This window comes from Acidobacteriota bacterium (assembly GCA_009861545.1).
Classification (GTDB): Bacteria; Acidobacteriota; Vicinamibacteria; order Vicinamibacterales; family UBA8438; genus WTFV01.
This window is the reverse complement of record VXME01000014.1, coordinates 13,177-36,052: the sequence shown is the minus strand read 5'-3', so window position 1 is coordinate 36,052 and position 22,876 is coordinate 13,177. Positions and strand designations below refer to the sequence as shown.

18 protein-coding genes and 2 pseudogenes are annotated in these 22,876 nt (G+C 66.1%); 8 read left to right on the top strand and 12 right to left on the bottom strand.

Features of this window, described 5'->3' with window-relative positions:
• Positions 1 to 1,396 precede the first annotated feature (1,396 nt).
• From F4X11_02085 to F4X11_02070, 4 genes are read right to left on the bottom strand one after another with little or no spacing between them, the layout of a single operon-like run.
• Complete coding sequence (locus tag F4X11_02085; protein MYN63810.1) at positions 1,397 to 2,815, bottom strand: AAA family ATPase; 1,419 nt, start codon at positions 2,813 to 2,815, stop codon at positions 1,397 to 1,399.
• A 13-nt stretch (positions 2,816 to 2,828) separates the two neighbouring features.
• A complete protein-coding gene (locus F4X11_02080) occupies positions 2,829 to 4,988 on the bottom strand; it encodes an acetate--CoA ligase family protein (GenBank protein MYN63809.1) in 2,160 nt (719 codons plus the stop codon).
• On the bottom strand, positions 4,988 to 5,284 hold the full coding sequence (locus tag F4X11_02075; GenBank protein MYN63808.1) for a type II toxin-antitoxin system RelE/ParE family toxin: 297 nt from the start codon (positions 5,282 to 5,284) through the stop codon (positions 4,988 to 4,990). Before F4X11_02075 ends, F4X11_02080 begins: the two co-directional genes overlap by 1 nt.
• Positions 5,277 to 5,531 carry a type II toxin-antitoxin system ParD family antitoxin gene (locus tag F4X11_02070; GenBank protein ID MYN63807.1) on the bottom strand — a complete coding sequence of 85 codons (255 nt, stop codon included), beginning with the start codon at positions 5,529 to 5,531 and terminating at the stop codon, positions 5,277 to 5,279. Before F4X11_02070 ends, F4X11_02075 begins: the two co-directional genes overlap by 8 nt.
• Positions 5,532 to 6,074: 543 nt before the next feature.
• On the opposite strand from F4X11_02070, the gene F4X11_02065 reads away from it, so the two are divergent.
• The 7 genes and pseudogenes from F4X11_02065 to F4X11_02035 all read left to right on the top strand — a co-directional run bounded on the left by F4X11_02065 (position 6,075) and on the right by F4X11_02035 (position 15,230).
• Positions 6,075 to 6,506 (top strand): DUF3052 family protein, encoded by a 432-nt coding sequence (locus tag F4X11_02065; GenBank protein ID MYN63806.1) that lies wholly within the window; start codon positions 6,075 to 6,077, stop codon positions 6,504 to 6,506.
• Between the two features lie 79 nt (positions 6,507 to 6,585).
• Positions 6,586 to 9,357, top strand: a complete 2,772-nt coding sequence (locus tag F4X11_02060) for a TonB-dependent receptor (GenBank protein MYN63805.1) — start codon at positions 6,586 to 6,588, stop codon at positions 9,355 to 9,357.
• A 196-nt stretch (positions 9,358 to 9,553) separates the two neighbouring features.
• Positions 9,554 to 9,826: a type II toxin-antitoxin system prevent-host-death family antitoxin gene (locus tag F4X11_02055; protein MYN63804.1), complete on the top strand. Its 273-nt coding sequence runs from the start codon at positions 9,554 to 9,556 to the stop codon at positions 9,824 to 9,826.
• Positions 9,827 to 9,838: 12 nt separating this feature from the next.
• Positions 9,839 to 10,234 (top strand): type II toxin-antitoxin system VapC family toxin, encoded by a 396-nt coding sequence (locus F4X11_02050; protein MYN63803.1) that lies wholly within the window; start codon positions 9,839 to 9,841, stop codon positions 10,232 to 10,234.
• Positions 10,235 to 10,262: 28 nt separating this feature from the next.
• Positions 10,263 to 10,811 (top strand): GNAT family N-acetyltransferase, encoded by a 549-nt coding sequence (locus tag F4X11_02045; GenBank protein ID MYN63802.1) that lies wholly within the window; start codon positions 10,263 to 10,265, stop codon positions 10,809 to 10,811.
• Between the two features lie 97 nt (positions 10,812 to 10,908).
• Positions 10,909 to 13,777: pseudogene (locus F4X11_02040) on the top strand (DEAD/DEAH box helicase).
• A 313-nt stretch (positions 13,778 to 14,090) separates the two neighbouring features.
• Positions 14,091 to 15,230, top strand: a complete 1,140-nt coding sequence (locus tag F4X11_02035) for a hypothetical protein (protein MYN63801.1) — start codon at positions 14,091 to 14,093, stop codon at positions 15,228 to 15,230.
• A 15-nt stretch (positions 15,231 to 15,245) separates the two neighbouring features.
• Here F4X11_02035 and F4X11_02030 read toward each other — a convergent pair.
• The 8 genes and pseudogenes from F4X11_02030 to F4X11_01995 form a co-directional block, all read right to left on the bottom strand.
• Positions 15,246 to 16,039 (bottom strand): annotated as a pseudogene (locus F4X11_02030) (hypothetical protein).
• Between the two features lie 232 nt (positions 16,040 to 16,271).
• The gene (locus F4X11_02025; protein ID MYN63800.1) at positions 16,272 to 16,898 is read right to left on the bottom strand and encodes a hypothetical protein; all 627 of its coding nucleotides are present in this window, start codon (positions 16,896 to 16,898) and stop codon (positions 16,272 to 16,274) included.
• Positions 16,873 to 18,045: an ImmA/IrrE family metallo-endopeptidase gene (locus F4X11_02020; protein MYN63799.1), complete on the bottom strand. Its 1,173-nt coding sequence runs from the start codon at positions 18,043 to 18,045 to the stop codon at positions 16,873 to 16,875. Before F4X11_02020 ends, F4X11_02025 begins: the two co-directional genes overlap by 26 nt.
• Position 18,046: 1 nt before the next feature.
• A complete protein-coding gene (locus F4X11_02015) occupies positions 18,047 to 19,420 on the bottom strand; it encodes an ATPase (GenBank protein ID MYN63798.1) in 1,374 nt (457 codons plus the stop codon).
• 13 nt (positions 19,421 to 19,433) lie between these two features.
• Positions 19,434 to 19,976, bottom strand: a complete 543-nt coding sequence (locus F4X11_02010; GenBank protein MYN63797.1) for a hypothetical protein — start codon at positions 19,974 to 19,976, stop codon at positions 19,434 to 19,436.
• A gap of 256 nt (positions 19,977 to 20,232) precedes the next feature.
• Positions 20,233 to 20,601, bottom strand: coding sequence for a HigA family addiction module antidote protein (locus F4X11_02005; GenBank protein MYN63796.1), 369 nt, complete (start codon positions 20,599 to 20,601; stop codon positions 20,233 to 20,235).
• 133 nt (positions 20,602 to 20,734) lie between these two features.
• Complete coding sequence (locus F4X11_02000) at positions 20,735 to 21,055, bottom strand: toxin-antitoxin system HicB family antitoxin (GenBank protein ID MYN63795.1); 321 nt, start codon at positions 21,053 to 21,055, stop codon at positions 20,735 to 20,737.
• Positions 21,048 to 21,299, bottom strand: a complete 252-nt coding sequence (locus F4X11_01995; protein ID MYN63794.1) for a toxin HicA — start codon at positions 21,297 to 21,299, stop codon at positions 21,048 to 21,050. Before F4X11_01995 ends, F4X11_02000 begins: the two co-directional genes overlap by 8 nt.
• A gap of 37 nt (positions 21,300 to 21,336) precedes the next feature.
• Here F4X11_01995 and F4X11_01990 point away from each other — a divergent pair, with 37 nt between their 5' ends.
• Positions 21,337 to 22,851, top strand: a complete 1,515-nt coding sequence (locus F4X11_01990) for an SAM-dependent DNA methyltransferase (GenBank protein MYN63793.1) — start codon at positions 21,337 to 21,339, stop codon at positions 22,849 to 22,851.
• Positions 22,852 to 22,876 lie beyond the last annotated feature (25 nt).

The window sequence follows — 22,876 nt, the reverse complement described above, 5'->3', positions numbered from 1 at the left end:
TTCTTCGGTCCGGATTCTGAGGGCTTCGTCGAGTTGTCCACGCTCCTGGAGGATGTCGGCGATTTGGCCCTGGGTGAAGGCCAGCGAGTGGATGTCGCCGAGTTGTTTGTAGACCGGTAGCTCTTCTTCAGTTCGGATTCTGAGGGCTTCGTCGAGTTGCCCGCGCACTTGGAGGATGTCGGCGATCCTGCCCTGGGCGATGGCTCGCGAGCGGATATCGCCGAGTTTTTCGTAGACGGGTAGTTGTTCTTCGGTTCGGATTCTGAGGGCTTCGTCGAGTTCTCCTCGCGCGAAGAGGATGTCCGCGATTCTGCCCTGGGCGATGGCTCGCGAGCGGATGTCGCCGAGTTGTTCAAGGACGGGCAGTTGTTCCTCGGTTCGGATCCGTAAGGCCTCGTCGAGTTGCCCGCGCACGTAGAGGATGTCGGCGATCTGGCCCTGGGTGATGGCGCGCAGGCGGACGTCACCAAGTCGTTCGTAGGCGGGTAACTCCTCTTCGGTTCGGATTCTGAGGGCTTCGTCGAGTTGTCCGCGCACTTGGAGGATATCGGCGATTCGGCCATGAGTGAGGGCGCGGTAGCGGATGTCGCCAAGTTGTTCAAAGACGTGCAGTTGTTCGGTCAGGATTCTAACGGCGTCGTCCAGCTTCCCACGCGCCTGAAGAATACCAGCGACCTTCGTCTCTGTGATTGCGCGGCGTCTGCGGTCATCCAGCGTCGCGAGTGCCTCCCGCGCGCGCGAGTAGGCGGCTTCCGCTTCTGTCATGTTGCCGAGCGATCCTTGCAGGTCGCCCAGATCGAGCAACAGGTCCACGTCAGTCGGACGCAACAGGGAGCGAGTTGCCAGATACTCTTGAAGTCTCTTGATGCGCACCTGTCGGTCGGATGCGTGCACTGCCGGACCATCGAACTGAGGCTGAGGCACGTCGGTGCCCGCTGCCGTTGGCGGCAACGTGAAGTCGAACACTCCGGACCGCCAATCCCAAAGGTCTGCGGCGCGCCTTGCGACCTTCTCCAAGTTGCTGGACAGCACCCAACATAGCAGTGGGCGTGGGCACCTCTCCGCGAGCGCCTCCCTGCGTTGATTGAGGCGGCCCAACAGATCATCGAGACTCTCGGGCCAGGATTCCAGACCCGTGAGCTGCGCCGACCCGCTGTCTGGACCCTCACTCAGCCGATCGAAGAGAACCTCCGTACCAATGCGTTCCTCGGGATCGATGTTAACCATCACGTGGGCGTTCAGCCGTCCCTCCAGAAAACCGGCGACTTCGTCGCGATAGACGCTGTCCGAGTAGGTGAGAAAGCACAGTGTGAACGACGCCCGGCCTGTCACTAGGCGCTGTAGGCGCAGGAAAGCTCCCGAATGCTCCGAGCGGAGGGTCCAGTGCGGCAGGGAGCTATCCGTCGCTGGCTTCATCGATCAGGTGTCTTGCGCGCTTGTAGGCGGCAGCAGTTTGTACGGCGGGGTGACTGCGCCAGTAGTGGTCGTTGTACTCCAGGAGCGCGAGATCGTAAAGAAGTCGGCGGGTGCGCTCGGTGCTTGCTGGTTGTTCCATGTTCCAGTCGATCGAGTCGATCTCGGCCAGAAGCTGATAGTCGTCCGGCGCAAGAATGCGTCGAAACACGGAGGCTGCTTCGACCACGGCGCGCCGCGCAGAGGCATCGTCGAAGCGATCGTGTTCAGCGTACTGAAACGCCTGCTGCAACAGCTGCAACAGGCCACGCGGGTGGCCGCCGCTGTGGGCTATCAGTTCATCGGCTACACCGTCATCGAACAAGTGCTCCGCAGCGCGGCGATACAACATGGCGCGCATTGCTTCGTAGCCGGCCCGATTGTTGCTGCCGTCGGCGTTCTTGATCTTGATCATGGGCAGCTTGAAGACCCTGTTGAAGTCCTGCTCGATCGTGTTGCCTTCATAAATCAGGTGAATAGGTGCGCAATAGATGAACAGGCCACGCACTTGCTGAAGCTGATGGACGTCTGTGATGAAGAATGCTCGAGCGTCGTCCTCCCGCAGCCGATCGGTGCCGTCGATGATGAACAGGATCCGCCGGCCGTTGCCCGCTTGCTGCAAGGCTTCGTCGGCCGCCTCGATCAGATGGTTGAAGGCTTCGGCAAAATCGGTGAAGTGGTTTTGCAGAGTCTGCCGCAGGATCTCCTTGTACGAAGAGTTCGTCTTGAAGGCGTTGCTGATCTCGGCGAACAGCTTCCCGACGAGAGGAAGGCCCGCCTGGACTTGCACACCGGCCTTGGCTTGTTGGGCGAACTCTCTGGTCTCTTCCTGTACCTCCACCCGCTCCACGAACCAACGCTCAAGTCGCTGCACGTATACAGGATCCAGCTCGATCTCGTCCATTTGCAGCTGCCCCGTGAGCTTGGCGGCAAGGTGCAGGAGAATGTCCTGGTAACGCAAGTTGTTCGGGTCCAAGTCCCGAGCCGCATCGGCGAACACGACGTAGTAAAGATCCTGTTGGTGGAGGTGCTGTCGGATGCGCCGCAGCTCCGTGCTCTTGCCGCAGCCTCGGTGTCCACAGAACAGGTAATAGCCCCGGTCGGGCGGTGCCTGCAATTGTGGTTGAGGCTCGTCAGCCGCTTCCTGCACGCCCAGCACGCGATAGAGCGGACGATGGCTGTACTCGCCCCGCGCCGCTCCGGTGTCGACCCACCGCCGGTCGTTGGATCCGTCCAGGGGATCGTCTAGGTGCAGGCCACGATTGACCTCCCAGAGGTCATCAGGTGGCGTCCAGTTCTCGCCGTTCAACGTCCTACTCCATCCACCGTGAGGTGAACCGTTACCATCCCATAGTACCTGGATCGCATTTGACCCGCTACGGACGCGTCATGATAACGGCGTCGAGCGCCACGGCGCCGCGACCTTCGGGGAGCACCACGAACGGGTTGATCTCCGCGGTTTCGATCCGGTCGCCGTGTTCCGCGGCGAAGATCGACAGGCGCGACAGGGCTGCCGCTAGGGCCGCGACGTCGTAGGGGCCTTGGCCGCGCGTTCCGTGCAGCACCTTGGCAGCCCGGGTCTCCTCGACCATACGGCGCGCTTCAGCCTCTCCGAACGGCGCTACGCGGAAACTGACGTCGTCGATCACCTCCACGAGCGTCCCGCCGAGACCGAACATGACGACCGGTCCGAACGTCGGGTCGTGACGGACGCCGAGGATCGTCTCGACGCCGCCCGTGACCATCGGCGCGATCAGCACACCCTCGATGCGGACGGCCGGGTCCGCCGCCCGGGCGCGCGACGTGATCGTCTCGAAGGCCCGGCGCGCTTCAGTCTCGGTCGACACGTCGAGCACGACGCCGCCGAGTTCGGTCTTGTGCAGGACGCCCGGCGCGCAGAGCTTGATTGCCACCGGCCCGTCGAACGCGGCGGCGGCACGCCAGGCATCGTCGACGGTCCGTGCGAGTTCTTCGTCGACCACCGGCACCCCCGCCTCGGAGAGGAGGCGTTTCGCCTCCCGTTCCGAAATGGGGCCTTCGGGCAGGCTCCGTGTCGACGGCGCGATGGTCGTGGCGTCCGACGCTCCACCCGCGCCGTCCGACGGGGACTCGTCGGCACCCTCCGCAAAGATCCGGCGGAACCGGTGGAGCGCCGCAACGGAGCGCACGGCGCGGGTCGGGTCCTCGAACACGGGGCAGCCGACCGCCTCGTACTGGCGCACGACGTCCGGCGGGGCGACGATGGAGAGCACCAGCGCGCGGCGGGGCCGCCGTTCGCGGGCGGCATGGATCGCGTCGCGGATCGGCTCGACCATCCCTTCGGCTGCAGCGACGTAGGTGAAGAAGGCGACGACCGCGTCGTGCTGCTCCTCCTCGAACACGATGCCGAGGTTGTCGCCGATGAGCTCCACGCGGTTGAAGGCCTGCGCGGTGATGTCGACCGGGTTGCGGGGCGAGGCGTAGGGAAGCGCCGCCTTCAGCCGCTGCTGCGCCGACTGGCTCAGCGGCGCCACGTCGAGGCCGAAGCCGACCGCCGCGTCCGCCATTTGGACGCCCACGCCGCCGGAGATGGAGACGAGCGCCACGCGCGGGCTCTCCGGGAAGACGCCGAAGCTGGCCGCGTAGGCGATGTCCAGCATCTCGTCCGTGTCGCGCGCCCGGTAGGCGCCGAACTGCCGGAACGCCGCCTCGTAGACCGGGTCCGCGCCGGCGAGCGACGCCGTGTGCGATTGGACGGCCTGCGCACCCACGTCGGTGACCCCGACCTTCTGGAACACCACCGGCTTGCGGCGGGCGCGGGCTGTCTCCAGGGCGTGTACGAGCGCGTCCCGGTCCGTGATGCCCTCGGCGTGGGCCATGATGACCGACACGTCGTCCTGCTCCGCCAGCCACCCGAGCACCTCTGGCACCGAGACATCCGCCTCGTTGCCGGTCGTCACCCAGTAGCGGATGTCGATGTTGCGTTTGCGGGCGAGCAGCGACAGGTGGCTGCCGTAGGCCCCGCTCTGGCTGACGAGCGCGACGCCGCCCGGCGCGGGGAAGCCGTCCTCGAGCGTCGTGCTGAACGTGGCGAAGAACCCGAGCTCCGAGTTGTAGACGCCGAGGCAGTTGGGACCGACGATGCGGATGCCGGTTTCGGCGGCGATGGCGCCGAGGCGTCGCTGTTGGCGCTGTCCCTCGGCGCCCATCTCCGCGAAGCCGGCGCTGTAGATGACCGCAACCCGCACGCCGCGCGCCGCGCACGCTTCGACCGTATCCCCCACGCTCGGGGCAGGTACTGCGACGATCGCCAGGTCGACCGCTTCCGGCACGTCGGAGATGTGCGGAAACGCCGCGAGTCCCTGCACGTCCCTGTGCCGGGGATTGACGGGGTAGACCCGGCCGGCGTAACCCGCGGCGCGCAGGTATCGAATGGGGCGTCCCCCGATGCGCGTCGGGTCGTTCGAGGCGCCGATCACGGCGACCGACGCGGGGCGCAGCAGCGCGTCGAGGGATTCGGACGGGGGCCTCGTGGCAGTCGGTTCCATCCTGCGCATCACGGGCGAACACCGCGCGAGGGCTCCATCCTGGCGTGCAGGATTCGGACGATCAGGATTCCGTCTTCGTTCTGCATGTAGAACACGGCGTGCGAGCGATGCTCGAAGCGTCGAAGACCGGGTCGAAGCCGTTCTGCGCTTCTGCCCAATCGTGGATTGTCCGCCAGCGTCCGGAAGCAGGCTTCCAGATCGTCACGATATCGGCGTGCCTGCTCGACGCCGAATGTCTCGATGGTATAGCGGGCGATGCCCCCAAGGTCGGTCGCGGCGCGGGTCGACAGACGGAAGTCAGCCATGCCCGGTTTCGTAGCGCTGCTCCGCCTCCGCCCAGATCTCCTTCACCGTCCTGTCGCTGACGCCGCTTTCCACACCTTCCTGAACAGCCTCCTGCAAGGCTCGGAAGGTGGCGTTTCGTGCCTGGTCCTGGCGGATCAAGGTGCGGAAGTACTCGCTGTCGCTGCCGTAGTCGCCGCTTGCGACCTGCGCCCTGATCCACTGCTCCTGACGGTCGGTTATGGTGATGCTCTTCTTGACCAGCGCCATTCAGGCCTCCGACGGTCGGTCCGATAAAATCGGATTATATCCTCCGGGGAGGATCGGTTTCGCAGTAGGGTAGCCGCTAGCGCCCCGAAACGCCTCGCAGTCTCGGCGTTTTCGGCCCATCCCGTCCGTCCCATGACGTTGCGCTGCAGCACTCCGCTTCGCTGCGTTCTGCGGCGCAAGCTCCTAGACTACGGCATGCCGCGCGGAACGGTGAGGATCATCGGGGTGTCGTCGTCGGCAACGTGGATTTCACGCCTGGAGGCCGCCGGGTACGCAATCGACCGGCAGCCGGTCGCCGGGCCGGAGGACCTGAAGCGTATCGCCCGGCAACCGCCGTGCGCGGTCGTGATCGGTCTCGACTGGGCGCCGGCGCGTGGACGGGACATCGCCCTGGCTTTGCGCCAGCGTGTGGCGACGCGGCGGATTCCGATCGTCTTCGTCGCGTCCGACCGGACCGTGTTCACGCGGCTCAAGGCGTTGCCGCTCGAAACCATGCACGCCGGGCCCGAGGACGTCGTCACCGCTCTGGCCAGCGCGCTCGCGATGCCGCCGAGCGGCGTCGCCCCTGCGCCGTCGGCCACCGCCGGCTATTCGGGCACGCCGCTGCCCCGCAAGCTCGGCGTCAAGCCGGGGATGCGCGTAGTGCTGGTGAAACCGCCGGACGGCTTCGCGGCGATCCTCGAGCCTCTGCCGCCCGACGTGCTGCTTCGCAGGACGAACCGCGGCGCGCGCGACGTTACCCTCTGGTTCACACGCTCGCGGCGGGAGCTCGAGCGCGGCATGGAGCGGATGGCGCAGAGCGTGGGTGATGGACGGCTGTGGATCGTCTGGCCGAAGAAGACCTCGCCGCTGGCCGCCGATCACACGGGGCAGGACGTGCGGCGCGTCGGGCTCGCGGCCGGACTGGTCGACTTCAAGGTCTGCGCCGTGGACGAGGACTGGTCCGGGCTGGCGTTCGTGCGGCGCCGGTGTTGAAAGACGCCGACAGTCCCGTACGGGGTTGGCAGAATAGCGTCTGCCCGTAAACGGTAACGACTTCGCGTAGTCTTGATGAATGTCCAGAACGACTCTTCTCACGCTTCTGGTGGGATTCGCGGCGCCGGGGCTCGTCCATGCCCAGACGGTCATCGAGGGCACCGTCACCGACACGACGGATCTCGTGCTGCCCGGCGTGACCGTGGAGGCGCGCAGCATCGAGGAAGGCGGCCCGATCGAAACGGCGGTCACCGATGGAACCGGCGCGTTCGCGATCACCGGACTCCCGGCGGGAGTGTACGACATCACCTTCACGCTGCCCGGCTTCCAGACGGACGTGCGCCGCGGCGTGGCGCTCGGCGCAAGGGCAACGGTCACACTCGACACGGTCCTGTCGGTGCAACTCCAAGAGCAGGTCGTCGTGGTCGGCAGCCGCGCGCAGCCGCGGTCGGTGACCGAATCTCCGGTTCCCATCGACGCCATTCCCTTTCGCGACGTCATGAGCCAGGGCGCCACCACACTCGACTACCAGTTGCGGAACCTGGTTCCCTCCTTCAACGTCGCCACGCACCCGATCAGCGGCGCGGCATCGCTCGTGCGGCCGGCCAGCCTGCGCAACCTCGCCCACGACCACACGCTGGTGCTGGTCAACGGCAAGCGCCGCCACCGCTCGGCGATCCTGGTCTGGTTCGGCGGCGTGACGGACGGCACGCAGGGGCCGGACATCTCGACGATTCCGGCGATCGCCCTGCGGCAGGTCGAGGTGCTGCGCGACGGCGCCTCGGCGCAGTACGGCTCCGACGCCATCGCCGGCGTGCTCAATTTTCTGCTCAAGGACGCCCGCGAGGGCGGCAGCCTGGAGTTCAGCACCGGGACCTATCGCGCGGGCGACGGCGATGCCTACAACGTCGCCGGCAACGTCGGACTGCCGCTGGGCGACAACGGCTTCGCCAACCTCAGCCTGGAGTACGGCAACGCCGGTCCGACCGACCGCAGCGTGCAGCGCGCCGATGCGGCGGCGCTGATCGCGGCCGGCAACACCGCGGTGGCCGACCCGGCGCAGCCCTGGGGCAACACCACGAGCGAGGACGACCTCAAGTTGTTCGGCAACTTCGGCCACCTCAACGCCAACGGCCTGCAGCTCTACGGCCACGCCAACTACGCGAACAAGACGTCGGCGCAGGGGTTCTACTTCCGGAACCCGAATACGCGGGCCAACATCTTCAGTCTCGACGGCGGCCAGACGCTGCTCGTCGGGGACGTGCTCGATGCGCGCGACGGCGTCCGGGACGGCTCGGCGGGCTGTCCCACCGTGAGGATCACCGACAACCGGCCTGATCAGATGGCCCTGGCGCGGGTGTTCGCCGACCCGAACTGCTTCTCGTTTCAGGAGATCGCCCCGGGCGGGTTCACCCCGTCCTACAGCGGCGTGATCACCGACCTGTCGGCGGTCGCCGGCCTGCGCCGCGCCGCCGCCAACGGCCTGATCTGGGACGCCAGCGCGAGCTACGGCGCCCACCAGGCCGACTTCTTCCTCTTCAACACGGTCAACGCGTCGCTCGGTCCCGACACCCCGCGCAACTTCGATCCGGGCCTCTACCGGCAGGCGGAGGTCAACCTCAATTTCGACGTCTCCTACGCCGCCACCGACCTGATTCACCTGGCCGGCGGCGCCGAGTGGCGCGACGAGCGCTTCACCATCCGCGCTGGCGAGCGGCCGTCGTGGGAGGTCGGTCCCTTCGCGGCGCAGGGCTTCGTCTCCGGCTCCAACGGCTTCGCGGGGTTTCCCGACTACACGGCCGGGACGTGGACCCGCGCCAACGTCGCCCTCTACGGGGACGTGGAGCTGGGCAATCCCGACGACCGCTGGACCGTCGGCGGCGCCTTGCGCGTCGAACGCTTCGACGTCTTCGGCGCGACGGCGAACGGCAAGCTGTCCGCGCGCTATGGGCTGGGCGACGCCGTCTCCGTGCGCGGCGGCGTCAGCACGGGGTTCCGCGCCCCCACGCCCGGCCAGCAGAACACGTTCAACGTGCAGTCGACCATCAACCCCAGGACGCTGGACCTGGTCGACAGCGCCACCGTGCCGTCCACCTACCGGGCCGCGCAGCTCCGGGGCGGCCGGCCGCTCGATCCCGAAACCTCGACCAATGCGACGGCCGGGCTGGTGGTCGACACCGGCGCGTTCACGCTCACCGCCGACTACTTCCACGTCGACGTCTCGAACCGCCTTGCCCTGTCCCAAAACTTCACGCTCGGGGCGGACGAGCGCGCATTGCTCCTGTCGGAAGGCATCACGTCGGCGCGCACGCTGGCCTTCTTCCGGTTCTTCATCAACGACTTCTCGACCCGGACGCGGGGGATCGACGTCGTTTCGACCTGGGCGCCCCTCGGACTGGGAGGTGACACGGTCTTCAGCCTGGCCATGAACCGCACCGACACGGCGGTGACGGAAGAATCGGACCTGCTCAGCCCCGGCGACGTGCTCGCCCTGGAACGGGGCGTGCCGGAGACGCGCTGGAACGTCGCCGTCAACCAGCGCGCCGGGCGGGTCGGCCTGCTCGGCCGCCTGCACTACTTCGGATCGTGGGTCGACCACCTCGACGCGCGCTCCGCGCGCGGCGCCGACGCGCAGGTGCTCGCCGGCCGCTTCATCCTCGACCTGGAGGCCAGCGTCGCGCTTGCCCCCGACGTCACGTTGGCCGTCGGCGGCCAGAACGTGTTCAACACCTTCTCGGACCGGATGGACCTCTTCGCCGCGCGGTTCGGCCTGCCCTACAGCCAGTTCACGCCGTGGGGACTGAGCGGCGGGTACTATTACGCGCGCGTCAACTACGGTTGGGGTGGGTAGTGCTGCGGCAGGCGGCAACGCAGTGTCGCCGACGTTTGCCGTCGACCGCGCCCACTTCCGGGGGCCGGCCGCCCGACCGCGCGCGGCGGCGACGGCCGGTCGCGAATGACGCGAGGCGTAGTCACGGTGTAGTCTCTCTTGTGGCTGGAACGCGGCTACGGGTGGATCGATACGCAGGTGGCTGAGGAGACGGTTCATGGAACTTGCGGTGCGTGAAGCCAAGGCTCGACTCTCGGAGCTCATCGCGGCCGCCGAGAAAGGCGAGCGTGTCGTGATCACCAGGCACGGTGTGCCCGCCGTGGAGCTGGTCCGCTGTCGCCGGCGAGGCGGCATCGACTTCGACAAGCTGGAGGAGACGCGCCGGCGGCTCGGGATCGAGGACGCCCCGGAGGAAGAGGTGGCGGAATGGAGGGCAGCCTTCGAGGACCCGGCGTTCAGCCGTCAGGTGCTGGGGCTTGAAGACGAGTAGGCGTGCGAGGCGGTGAACGTCCTTCTGGACACGTTCTATCTCTACCGGTTCATGGCGGCGGCGCGGGGTTTCTCCGACGCCGAGCGTCGGTTCCTCGACGATCGCGCCGCGCGCATCCTGGTCAGCGCCGTGTCGATCTGGGAGATGCGCCTGAAGTTCCAGGCCCGTTACCGATCGGGGGCACGGAAGAGCAGTTTCGACCCGGATGATGTAGTTGCTGCGCTGGAACGGCAGGACGTGACGTTCCTGCCGCTGACGACGCTCCATGCCGCCAGGACGCTGGACGTGCCCATCGCTCACCGCGACCCGTTCGACGAGCTTCTGCTGGTTCAGGCTCAGCAGGAGGGCTTGAAGCTTCTGACGGTCGATCGTCTACTCGTCGGACACCCGCTGACGGTCAGTCTTTAGGCCGACGTTCCCATTGCCGGTGCTGCAGATGCAACTCGACCTTGGATCCTGCGGGGTGCGGTCGTTCCGTGAGCCGGACGCCGCCGAACTGGCCCGGCACGCCAACAACCGCAACGTGTGGTTGCAGTTGCGGGATCGCTTTCCCCACCCCTACGCGGTCGACGATGCGCGCGGGTTCATCGCGTTCGCCAGTGGTGCGGATCCCGAGACGGCGTTCGCCATTACAGTCGATGACCGGCCGGTCGGTTCCATCGGGGTGGTGCTCGGTGAGGACGTGGAGCGATGCTCGGCCGAGATTGGCTACTGGCTCGGCGAGACATACTGGGGCCGCGGCATCGCAACGCGCGCGCTGGTGGGCTTCACCCGGCATGCCTTCGTCGCCTACGAGCTGGAGCGGCTGTTTGCCGTTCCCTTGGCCGCAAACGCCGCGTCCTGTCGCGTGCTGGAGAAGGCCGGCTATCGGCTGGAAGGCCGCATGCGCCGCAGCGCCGTCAAGGACGGGGTCGTGCAGGACCAGTTGCTGTATGCCATCGTGCGTGGCGAGGACTCGGAAGTAGCCGAGGCAGATGAAACATGAAGCTGACGCCGGAGCAACGGTCTGCCAGGGGCCTGCGGTCACGGATCCCAGCCGGAACTACGGCCACAAGGCGCACTGGAATCCCGACCGCTAAGCAATGCCGCTGACGCCGGAACAACAGGCCCGCGAGGAAATCGACACGGCCCTTGCCGACGCGGGCTGGATTGTCCAGGACCGCGACGGGATGAACCTAGCGGCCGGGCTCGGGGTCGCCGTGCGCGAGTTCAAGATGGCGCCGAGCCACGGATTCGCCGACTACATGCTGTTCGTCGACGGGCAGGCCGTCGGCGTGCTCGAAGCGAAGCCGGTCGGATACACCCTGTCCAGCGTCGAGTTGCAGGCCGACAAGTATGCGACGGGGCTGCCGGCGGTGCTGAATCCGCCGGTCAGACCGCTCCCGTTCCTGTACGTCAGCACCGGCGTCGACACGAGATTCATCAACGGTCTGGACCCGGATCCGAAGAGCCGTCGCATCTCGCACCTGCCGCACATTCACCGGCCGGAAACACTGGCGGAATGGGTTCGGGCGGAGACCCTCGACGCCTGGGTAAGACGCCTTCACATTGAAGGTGGAGGCCTCCACACAGCGGCCGACGAGACGTGTCCGTCGTCGTTGCGCGGCCGTATTCAGACGTTGCCGGAGCTGGAGCAGGACTTCCTCTATCCGGTCCAGGTCGAGGCCGTGGGAAACGTCGAATGGTCACTCAAGCGCAACCATCCGCGGTCGCTGGTCCAGATGGCGACCGGGTCCGGCAAGACGATCTTCGCCATCACGTCCGTCTACCGGCTCATCCGCTACGCCGGCGCGCGGCGAGTGCTGTTCCTCGTCGACAGGAGCAACCTCGGCGAGCAGGCGGAGAAGGAGTTCCAGGGCTTCCGCACGCCGGACGATCACCGGAAGTTCACCGAGCTTTACACCGTCCAGCGCCTGACGTCGAACACCATCGGCGCGGCCAGCAAGGTGGTCATCACCACGATCCAGCGTCTCTACTCGATGCTCAAGGGAGAGCCCGATTTCGCGGCGGAGGACGAAGCGGCGTCGCAGTTCGAACCGGGCGCCGGCGCGCTCGGTGAACCGCTGCCGGTCGTCTACAACCCGGCCTACCCGCCGGAGTACTTCGACGTCATCGTCATTGACGAATGCCACCGCTCCATCTACACCGTGTGGCGGCAGGTGCTGGAGTACTTCGACGCCTTCCTCGTCGGCCTCACCGCGACGCCGGCCAAGCAAACCTTCGGGTTCTTCAACAAGAACCTGGTCATGGAGTACGACCACGAGCGCGCGGTGGCCGACGGCGTCAACGTCGACTTCGAGGTCTACGACATCCGCACTCGGATCACCGGGCAGGGCGCCACCATCGAGGCGGCGCCCGACACGATGGTCGAGTACCGCGACCGCCAGACACGTCAGCGGCGGTGGGAGCGGCCTGACGAGGACATCACCTACGACGCCGCCGAGCTCGACCGCCGCGTGGTCGCGCGCGACCAGATCCGCACCATCGTCCGCGCGTTCCGCGACCGTCTCTTCACCGACATCTTCCCCGGCCGGACGGAGGTGCCGAAGACGCTCGTCTTCGCCAAGGACGACAGCCACGCCGAGGACATCGTCGAGATCGTCCGCGACGAGTTCGGCCGCGGAAACGATTTCTGCCAGAAGATCACCTACAAGGTGACCGCCGCCAAGCCGCGCGACCTGATCCAGGCGTTCCGCAACAGCTTCGAGCCGCGCATCGCCGTCACGGTGGACATGATCAGCACCGGCGCCGACATCAGGCCGATCGAGATCGTCATGTTCATGCGGGCGGTCAAGAGCCGCGTGCTCTTCGAGCAGATGAAGGGCCGCGGCGTTCGCGTCATCGACGCGCGCGAGCTGCAGGCGGTGACGCCCGACGCCCGGGCCAAGACGCACTTCGTCATCGTCGACTGCGTCGGGGTGTCCGACGTCCCGCTCGCCGACACCCAGCCGCTGGAGCGGAAGAAGGCCGTCTCCTTCAAGGCCCTGCTCGAGCACGTCGCCATGGGCGGGACCGATCCGGCCATGCTGTCGTCGCTCGCTGGCCGGCTCGCGCGGCTCGATCGACAGTGTGGGCCGGAGGAGCGCGAGCGCATCGCCGAAGTGTCCGGCGGCGCCAGCATTGGGGCCATCAGCCACGCCATCGTCGACGGGCTCGATCCGGATCGTCAGGTCACGAAGGCGCGTTCGATGTTCGATGTGCCCGCCGGTGACGAGCCGACCGATCAACAAGTGCAGCAGGCCGCGACGACGCTCCTCAAGCAGGCCGCCGCGCCGATCTCCACCAGACCCAAGCTCCGCCACCTTCTGCAGGACATCAAGCGTAAGCTGGAGCAGCTCATCGACGACATCACCGTGGACGAGTTGATCGAGGCGGGGGCGAGCGAGGAGGCGAAGCAGAAGGCGAAGTCGCTGGTCGACTCGTTCGAGCGGTTCATCGCGGACAACAAGGACGAGATCGACGCCCTCCAGTGCTTCTACGGGATGCCGTATGCGAAGCGTCTCCGCTTCAGCGACCTCAAGACGCTGGCCGACGAAATCAAGGCGCCGCCCCGCGCCTGGAACGCCCGAGAAGCTCTGGCGCGCCTACGAGACGCTGGACAGGGACCGGGTCCGGGGCGCGTCGGCGCAGCGGCTGCTCACCGATCTCGTCTCTCTGGTGCGCTTCGCGATGGACCGGGACGACGAGCTGGCGCCGTTCGGCGAGCGCGTGCGGGGACGTTTCGACCAGTGGCTCGCACGGCAGCGCACCGCAGGCCGCGACTTCACGACCGAGCAGGTTCGCTGGCTGGAGATGATCCGCGACCACATCGCGGCCAGCGTGGAGATGACGGTGGAGGATCTCGACTACGCGCCGTTCGCGGAAGAGGGCGGCCTCGGTCGCGCGACGCGGATCTTCGGCGACGGGCTCGCACCGCTGCTGGATGAGCTGAACGGGGTACTGGCGGCGTGAGCAGGAAGCGCCTGCCGCCGGGCTGGACCGAAGCGCGACTGTCCGAAGTCGTGGAGATCAACCCTCCCAACCCGGAGGTCCCGCCCGACGACGACACTCCCGTTTCGTTCGTTCCGATGGCCGCTGTCCAGGTGATGGCGGAGGGCATCGACACGAGTGAAACCCGGCCGTGGCGTGAGGTCAGGAAGGGCTACAAGCGATTCCAGGAAGGTGACGTCCTCTTCGCGAAGATCACGCCCTGCATGGAGAACGGCAAGCTGGCGGTAGCAAGGGTCTCCACAACGGCGTCGGCGCCGGCTCCACGGAGTTCCACGTGCTCCGCCCGTCCGCCGCCATTCGGCCCGACCTGTTGGCGTACTACCTGCTCCGGGACGACTTTCGCGCTGCCGCGCGATCGAAGATGAAGGGCACGGCCGGCCAGTTGCGCGTCCCGGAGCAATTCCTCGAAGCGCAGACGCTGCCCGTTCCTCCACCACACGATCAGAAGCGACTCGCCGAGACCATCGACTCGTACTTTACGCGTCTCGATGACGTCACCGCAACGCTGGAGCGAGTGCGGCGGAACCTGAAGCGGTACCGCGCGTCGATCTTGAAGGCCGCCGTCGAGGGGCGACTCGTGCCGACCGAGGCCGAACTCGCCCGCGCTGAAGGTCGCGACTACGAGCCTGCTTCCGTCCTCCTGGAGCGGATTCTTGCTGAACGACGTCGGCGGTGGGAGGACGGCGAGCTGGCGAGGATGAAGGCGGCGGGGAAGGTGCCGACAACCGACAAATGGAAGGCGAGGTACAAGGAGCCGGCCGAACCGGACACTGCCACGCTGCCATCGCTCGCGGAAGGGTGGTGCTGGGCAACGGTCGATCAGATCCTGTCCGAACGGCTCGTGAATGGGCGGTCGGTCAAGACTGCGGAACACGGCATTCCGGTCCTTCGGTTGACATCGCTACGGAACGGCCTCGTAGATCTAAGCGAGTTCAAGATTGGTGCTTGGAGTGCGTCGGAAGCCGAGCCATTTCTTGTTCGTCAGAACGACATTCTTGTGTCGCGTGGAAACGGTTCCATCCATTTGGTCGGACTGGGAGCAATTGTGTCCGACCATCCTGATTTCGTTGCGTTTCCCGACACCTTGATTCGCGTGCGTCTTTGCGACAGAATAGATCGGCGGTTCTTTGTGGCGCTGTGGAATTCTCGGGATACTCGTGATCAGATTGAACGCAAGGCCAAGACAACGGCGGGAATATACAAGGTCAACCAAGTGGATGTGGCGGCATGTGTGTTGCAGGTGCCGCCTTTGGCGGAACAGGTTCGCATAAGGAATATGGTTGAAAAGGTGTTTCACAGCGAACGGGCCATGGTTGCCGAAATAGCTGGGACCAAGACTCGCACAGCGGCACTACATCAGGCCGTGCTTGACGGCGCCTTCGGCGGCGTGCTCGCAAATCCGAATGATGCTTGAACATGTTCCGCAGGACTACCGAAAAAAACTCACGACACTCGCGATTGCCCCGAGAATGCCTAGCAGCGAGATCACCCAGTGCTCCTTGGCCTTCGCTACGGCGAATGCAAGATAGCTGCCGCAGACTTCAGTCGGACTCGCGTCGGTCTTGAGCGTACCGTCTGCCGCCCGATTGGCTATATCAGATATGATGTCGACCTTGCGGAGCGTCGAGCGATGCAGGTCCACGTACCGACCGTCTATGAATGCCTTCGCCTCGCTTTCGCCGTTAAGAAAATCACGGTCAGTAATGTCGTTCTTCCTGACAAGGCTCTCAAGTCGTGGATGGCCGATATAGTTGACACCGTAGAGTTCCAACAGCAACCGCGACAGATCGCGCCGGCACACGTCCGGGATTTCGGCAGGTTGTCCACCGTGCACTTGGAACCGATGCTCCAGCGCGGCAAACCCATAGTTGCTGTCGCGCATGTTCCAATGTAGCCAAGTATAGTCGAGACGGCCCTTCGCGTACTCGAAGAACTCCTTCAGTATCTCGTTCTCTCAAGTTCGTCGTAGTGGGCCTTCATGTCATAGAGTTTCCCCTCGCGTTCAGCAAGTTGATGAATCGAGAAAGACTCTGTTTGGGCGGTCGCCAGGTTGCGGACTGCTATAGATGTAATTCTCGGCGAGGTTTCTACCCGACGGTCGTAGAAACTCTCGCACGAATAGTGGATCACGATGACCCTCTCCCGTCTGTTGTAGATCTCAGCCAAGTGCTCTTTGGCTTCTCGGTGACGTTGCACCCTCCGGACGGCGTCCCTCGTTGACATGTGTCTTTGCTCCTCAATCCTCTCTGCTGGTCAATCGCATCCACTTTCAGGAAGTCATTGTAGCTGGAGTCCCCGTTTGTGCCTCTCTCGCTTGCAGAGAGAAACCGCGGTCAACCCGGTTGCTGGACGTTCTGAAGGCGAACGACGGAAAGGTGGTGTTCCAAGCCCGGAGCGGCTCTCTGGCTCCGACGACGTAAGGCCTTCAGGTACAACTCTTCGTGCGGACGGTAGATCATTTTGGATTCGGCGGACTGTTCACACGAAACCGCTTCGGCAGTGAACGGCATCCTGCAGCCCGTTCCTTGCCGATGAGACCCAGGACCCACTGCCCATGGTGGTCGGGCACCCGCATGCGACCACGATCCAGAGCGCTGAACACGGCATCGGCGAGACCGCCGCCGAGCGCGCCCCGAACGTGTCGCTGAGCGAGCACGTCTACCGTACACCCGATGCCGAGGCCTGGGAAGCGTTCCGTGCAGATCCGATTGGCTTTGCGCTCGTCGACGAGGGCGACAGCGCCCCGTTCGATGGCGCAGGCGATGGTTGCTGCTTCGCCGTCATCGAGGGTCTCGGCTGCAGATCCGGTGACGAGGTCGGTGAAATGGACCAGACCCACGTCTTCGAGTTGGGCATGCTCGATGAGGCTCTCGCGGATCAGCACCGCAAGGGCGTCAGCATCCGGGCGGCCGGTCCGGCGACCGACTTGAAGCTCCAGCGAGACCTGCTCCACGACGACACAGCGGTTGGGCAGGGCGCGCAGTATCGTTTCCGCGCAACCGGTAGCGTTCAGGTTGATGACGACGCTCGTATCGGCGACGACTGGGGCCGTGCGATTATCCAGGCAGCTTTGGAAGGTCATCCGTGTCGTTTCCGTCAACGTTCGCGGCGTCCAGCACCTCGCGCAACTCGACGCGATCTAGGCGGAGCAACCGCGCGAGCTGCCCTTCGCTCAGCAGCTCCTGCCGGTGAGCCTCGGCGGCGAGCAGTCCGAGGCGAAAGGTCACGGGCCGCCCGGCGTCGCGGTTGCCCTGGGCCGCCGATTCACCGAGAACTTCACGCGCTTGCCCGTCGGTGATGCCGCCATTGGCCTCGAACCAGTCCCAGGTACCCCGCTTGACGAGGTAGAGTTCCTCCAGGCGGCGGACTATCGCCTCACGTGACACCCCGAACGCGTGCGCCAGCAGGATGACGTGGCGTCGCGTGAAGCGGGGTGCGCCCGCGGTCAGGTCCTGGAACTTGGCCGTCACGGTTCGCGCGGGCGTCAGGAATCCGCGCCCGAACGCGTTGGCGTAGCGTTCCTCGCGCGAATCGTCCTGCCGGTCGAAACGACAAACGTCCGGCGTCTGCCGCCGGGACGTCAGGTGTCCGAGTTCGTGAACGCCGGTCTGGGCCTGCCGTTCCCGCGGATGCTTGGCGTTCAGCAGGATGCACGCGCCCACGCCGTCGTCGTATGCGAACAGCCCGGACACCCGGCTGTCGAGAGGCCGGACGTAGAGGCGCACGCCGAGGTCGAGTTCCAGGAGGCTCATGACGTCGCGGACCGGGGCCAGCCCCAATCCGAGCCAGTGCCGGAGTTCGGTGGCGTCGTTCTCGGCCTGCAGGCGCACGTCGCCGGGCAGCAACGGTCTCGCCGGCGGATAGTTCCGCGTGCGCGTGACGCCGAGCAGGTTCTCGAGCTCGACTTCGGCGCGCACGAGGTCCGTCAACAGGCGTGCCGCCCGCTCCGCCGACTCGTCGTTGGCGCTCGAGAGCTTGCGAAAACGCGGCACGAGATCGACGTGCACCGCTTCGCGACGCAGTACGGCATTGACCGACGTGCCGTAGAGACGCGCCAGATGTTGGAGCTCCTCGGTCCGCACGCGGCGGCGGCCCTGCTCCATGGCGACCAAGGTCGTCCGCGCGACGCGGAGGTCGGCCGCGGCGTCGGTCTGCGTCAGCCCCGCCGCTTCACGCGCCCCCCGCAGGCGGGCGCCGACGTCGATCGCATCGATACTGTCCGGCGCCATGTCACTGTCCTTGCGCAGTCCACTGCGCGACGAACGAACGCGGCCCCAACGAATCGACGAAGCCGCACCATTCGTCCTCATGTTGCCAGAGCATGTCCGTGAGCCTCTTCTTCGTTTGCTGCTCGTCCAGGCCGAGCGGCCTGCTCAGGAGGAAGGCCTGCCTCGCGATGACGGCCGCGCCTGCCGGTGCCCGATGCAGGTTGGCCAGATGGTCGAGATGCAGGACGCCAGCAATCGCGTACTCGTGAAGCGCCCCCTTGGGCCTTCGATTCGTAAATGCCTCGGCGGCGCCGTCCTCGAAACGAGTGGCGCCCAGGCGTTCCCACACGTAGATTGCCGGATCCTCGCGTCCCCCTGCTGCGTGTACGCTCATGCGTCGGAGTAGGCATGCAGCGCAGATCCCGCATTGGCGGAGACTGCCGGAGACCGACACCTGTCGTGCACCTTGCCAGCATGAGCGCGTGCCCAGCCAGTCCGCATCGTCGGGGCGCGACTCGATGAACGCCGCCAGGGTCTGACCCTTCGTTCGCCAGAGCTGCGGAAACTCGTAGTGAACCTCGTGACCGAACAACGCCCGTACGAGACGCTCCATCCTGGTCATAAACAGCGGGTGATTCCGGACGTCTGCATGAGCTTGGCCAACCGGAATCAGCGACGGCCCCAGGGCGCCCTGGCCGCTCTCCGGCAGAACGATTCTTCGGCTCTTGCAGAGAAACGCGGCGATGCCGCTGAGCAGTGCGAATCGGAACCCGCGTGACCGGGCACTCGTTTCAACCGATCCAGACCTGCCGCACGACACCCGCCACGGCATCGAGGCGAAGGCGCGAGGCGGTGAGGTTCGGGCTCGTTTCCCTCGGGAAGCCTTTGCTCCGAGTCGGACCCGGACCAACGCGTCACCATGCTCCCGCTGAAGCAGGCCCGCCATCAGGTACGAGTCGAGACCGTCGCTGAACGGCATCACGACACAGGAACGCGGGAGGTCGAAGCGCTGCTGCCGCTCGGGCACAAAGTGTTTTGTTCGCCGAACGAAATCGATACGCCACCGATCACCGGTCAGGAACGACAACGCATCATGCAGCGCCTCGGAAACCGCCGTGGACCGCCAGTGGTGGGGATCATGAACGGGAACGCGGAGCGCAATGTCACGACGCCAGCCGGCCGATGGGCGCCGCGTCGTATGGTCGCAGAACTGAACGGCGGCGCCGACGACGAACGCGTCGTATACCGTTGCGTTCCAGCCGGCCAGGCAGTACGTCTCGATGCCTTCAGTGTCGAACTGCAGGTGTTCGTCAATCCCGCACCGGATCCGACTTCTTCCGGCGGATCTTCCTTCCTCCACAACGTCGACGCGGCGTTCGGGAACGAGAGAGGTCATGGGGTACTCAATTTCACGACAACGACACACCGTCGTTGATTCCAGTCTTCCTGCGTGGCGTCTGCGACGCCCCTCGGTCGGCGCGTCCAATGCAACGCCGCGCTATGTCATTCATGTCGGATGCCGCAATGGCGTCGTCGATGCGGTTTCTCACGCCCTTGGCGTTCCGAGCCCGGGATGCCCGCAGCCAATGCTCCTCTACTTGGCGCCGGCCGCTCGCGGCGCGCTCCAGAAGCGCGTCGGCGGCTGCCTTCGCAAGTGCTTCTTCGCCTCGGCGCCCTTGGGCCGCCGCCTGCGTCGCGCAGTCCAGGACCGCGCCGGCCAGCGGACGACCCGCGGCTTCACCTCGGAGTGCTTCGAGCTTCTCGGTCACCGACGTGCCGAAGAGATCGCCTTGGTGATCGTCGAGGGCATCGCGAACGTGCCCGACGAAGTTCTCGGGAACTTCGACGTCCCAGTCGCCCTGGAGTGCCGCGGCCAATGCGTCGCTGGTCTCCCTGTCGTCGAACGCGATGTTGGCTGCGCGCTCCGCGAGCCGCTTCCAGCGGCGCCGCATGTTCAGGCTCCTGTGGGGTCCGTCGCTCAAGCTGCCCGCCTTTGTTGTCAGGAATCTATGCCAACATCGCTAACAATGTCAACTCGCCCGTGCGCCCGCTGCACGTGATCCGCACGGGCGGGCCCCTGACGTCGACGGCCCGTCATCAAGGTCATGCGCGCCCCGGCATCTTCGGCTTCGTTCGGCGAGCAGTTGATGTCGATGGTGTGCGCTTGCCGCGCGGGCGGGCGCCTGACGCGGCGGCATCAGCCGCCCGTCACGGACGGTCAGGGAGGCCGGGGGCACGATCGCCGTCCCGTGGCGGGACCGAAGGCCTGCGGCGCGGTTGTCGTTCTTCCTGCTGCGCGTGCCAGAGGTCCCAGTTGGCCTGGAGGTTCATCCAGAACATGGGCGTCGTGCCCAGCAGCCCCCCGAGCCGAAGTGCCGATCGGGCCGTAACGCCGCGCCGGCGGCGAACGAGCTCGTTGACGCGCGTGACCGGCATGTTCATTCGCCGCGCCGCCTCGGCCTGACTCATCGGGATCTCTCGCAGAAACAGCTCGAACAGGACGACGCCGGGATGCGTCGGGCGGCGGCGTGACGGCATGCCGGTTGCCGGAATCTCGTCGGTCGTGTTCTTCGACATGCGCAAGTCTTGTCAGTGATAGTCCTCGCGGCGGACGCCGCCGCCTGGTCAAGGGTCAGCGCCAGACCGGTTCCCCGCGGGCTCGATTACGCGCCATGCCAGGCGTCCTCTCGCATGACGGAACGGTAGGCCGTCAATCCGCCAGGCGCGCGCTCACCAGCCGGTTGAGGCTCACGCCTTCCTCGGCCGCTCGCAGCACGAGTGCCCGGTGGGTTTCAGGTGGAACGCGAACCAGGAACCGCCCGCTGTAGGCGCGATCGGCGAGCGGCCCCGGCGGGGTCTCCGCGTTGGCGTGCATGTCTGCAAGGACCTCGTGCACGAGCGCGCGAATTCCGGAGAACGCTTCCTCGGCCGTGGGGGCCAGCCAACTGAGTGACGGAAATTCCGCGCAGAGGCCCGCGTACTCGCCCTCCTCCGGCGACCAGGTCACGCGGTACGTGTAGTGATCAGTCATGCTGCGCCTCCAGCTTCTCGATCGCGTGGAGAACCTGACGCACCTGATACGGCTTCGCCATCCCGTGGTCGTCCTGGATGTTCACTCGGGGGTCGCCGGGCCACGGCGTGCGATACACGCGATGGCTCGTGCCGGTCTGCCGCGGCGATCCGAAATACGCGTCGCACGCCCTGACGAGATCCCGGAAGCGCACGGTCGCAGGATTCTCTCGCGCCTTGCGGATGATGTCGGCGACCCGCGCCACCCCTGCATGATATCATTACCGATACTGCGCCCTCCTCATGAGCGACGCCGCCAATCGCATCGTCCAGAAGCTCTGGTCGTACTGCAACGTCCTGCGCGACGACGGGCTCTCCTACCAGGACTACCTGGAGCAGCTCACCTTTCTGCTCTTCCTAAAGATGGCCGATGAGCGCGAGCGGCTCACCGGCGACGGACAGCCGATCCCGGCCGGCTACCGCTGGGAGAACCTCGCCTCACCGACGATGGAGGGGGCCGAGCTGGATCGACACTACCGCGAAACGTTGCGCGCCCTCGGCACGCGCGGTGGGATGCTCGGGCTGATCTTCGAGAAGGCGCAGAACCGGATCCAGGATCCGGCCAAGCTGCGCCGCCTTATCGTCGAGCTGATCGATCGCGAGGACTGGTCGGCGATGGCCGCTGACGTGAAGGGGGACGCCTACGAGGGCCTGCTGGAGAAGAACGCTCAGGACGTCAAGGGGGGCGCTGGGCAGTACTTCACGCCGCGCGCGGTCATCCAGGCGATGGTCGAGTGCGTGAATCCCCGGCCCGGCGAGCTCGTCGTCGATCCGGCTTGCGGGACGGGCGGCTTCCTGCTCGCTGCCCACGAGTATCTCAAGGGCAGCGGCGACCTGGACCGCGACCAGAAGCGGCATCTCCGCTTCGAAGCGCTGCGCGGCGTGGAGTTGGTCCCCAACGTCGCGCGGCTGTGCGGCATGAACCTCTACCTGCACGGCATCGGCCCCGACGGCGGCGACCGGCGCGAGCCCCCGATCACGACCGACGACGCGCTGCGCGACGCGCCGGCCGCGCTGGCGGACGTCGTCATCACCAACCCGCCCTTCGGCAAGAAGTCGTCGATCACGGTCGTGAACGCGGAGGGGGAGACCGGCCGGCAGTCGCTCACCTACAACCGTCCGGACTTCTGGACCACCACCTCGAACAAGCAGCTCAACTTCGTGCAGCACGTCAAGTCGCTGCTGACGATCCACGGCCGGGCTGCGGTGGTCGTGCCGGACAACGTGCTGTTCGAAGGCGGCGCCGGCGAGACCGTGCGCCGCAACTTGCTGCGCGAGTGCGAGGTGCACACCCTGCTGCGCTTGCCGACGGGCATCTTCTACGCACAGGGCGTCAAGGCCAACGTGCTCTTCTTCGACCGGAAGCCGGGCGCGAAGGAGCCCTGGACCCGGACGGTATGGGTCTACGACCTGCGCACGAACAAGCACTTCACGCTGAAGACCCGCCGCATGACCCGCGCGGATCTCGACGAGTTCGTCGCGTGCTACCGCCCGGGCGCCCGCCACACGCGGAAGGCGACTTGGTCGGAACAGAGCCCGGAGGGTCGCTGGCGGCCCTTTGCCTACGACGAGATCGTCAACCGCGACAAGGTGAGCCTCGACCTGTTCTGGCTGCGCGACGAGAGTCTGGAGGATGCCGCCGACCTGCCCGAACCGCACGTGCTGGCCCGCGAGATCGCCGACGATCTGCGTTCCGCGCTCGGCCAGATGGAGGAAATCCTGGCTGACCTGGAGGAACGCGCCGGGCAGGTCGATTGACCTGCGTTTCGGGTTGGGTCGTGCT

Coding starts and splice junctions, on each gene's coding strand:
- F4X11_02080 (MYN63809.1), bottom strand. CDS start 4,988: ATGCGCAGGATGGAACCGACTGCCACGAGGCCCCCGTCCGAATCCCTC.
- F4X11_02075 (MYN63808.1), bottom strand. CDS start 5,284: ATGGCTGACTTCCGTCTGTCGACCCGCGCCGCGACCGACCTTGGGGGC.
- F4X11_02070 (MYN63807.1), bottom strand. CDS start 5,531: ATGGCGCTGGTCAAGAAGAGCATCACCATAACCGACCGTCAGGAGCAG.
- F4X11_02065 (MYN63806.1), top strand. CDS start 6,075: ATGCCGCCGAGCGGCGTCGCCCCTGCGCCGTCGGCCACCGCCGGCTAT.
- F4X11_02060 (MYN63805.1), top strand. CDS start 6,586: ATGTCCAGAACGACTCTTCTCACGCTTCTGGTGGGATTCGCGGCGCCG.
- F4X11_02055 (MYN63804.1), top strand. CDS start 9,554: ATGGAACTTGCGGTGCGTGAAGCCAAGGCTCGACTCTCGGAGCTCATC.
- F4X11_02045 (MYN63802.1), top strand. CDS start 10,263: ATGCAACTCGACCTTGGATCCTGCGGGGTGCGGTCGTTCCGTGAGCCG.
- F4X11_02025 (MYN63800.1), bottom strand. CDS start 16,898: ATGACCTTCCAAAGCTGCCTGGATAATCGCACGGCCCCAGTCGTCGCC.
- F4X11_02020 (MYN63799.1), bottom strand. CDS start 18,045: ATGGCGCCGGACAGTATCGATGCGATCGACGTCGGCGCCCGCCTGCGG.
- F4X11_02015 (MYN63798.1), bottom strand. CDS start 19,420: ATGACCTCTCTCGTTCCCGAACGCCGCGTCGACGTTGTGGAGGAAGGA.
- F4X11_02010 (MYN63797.1), bottom strand. CDS start 19,976: ATGCGGCGCCGCTGGAAGCGGCTCGCGGAGCGCGCAGCCAACATCGCG.
- F4X11_02005 (MYN63796.1), bottom strand. CDS start 20,601: ATGTCGAAGAACACGACCGACGAGATTCCGGCAACCGGCATGCCGTCA.
- F4X11_02000 (MYN63795.1), bottom strand. CDS start 21,055: ATGACTGATCACTACACGTACCGCGTGACCTGGTCGCCGGAGGAGGGC.
- F4X11_01990 (MYN63793.1), top strand. CDS start 21,337: ATGAGCGACGCCGCCAATCGCATCGTCCAGAAGCTCTGGTCGTACTGC.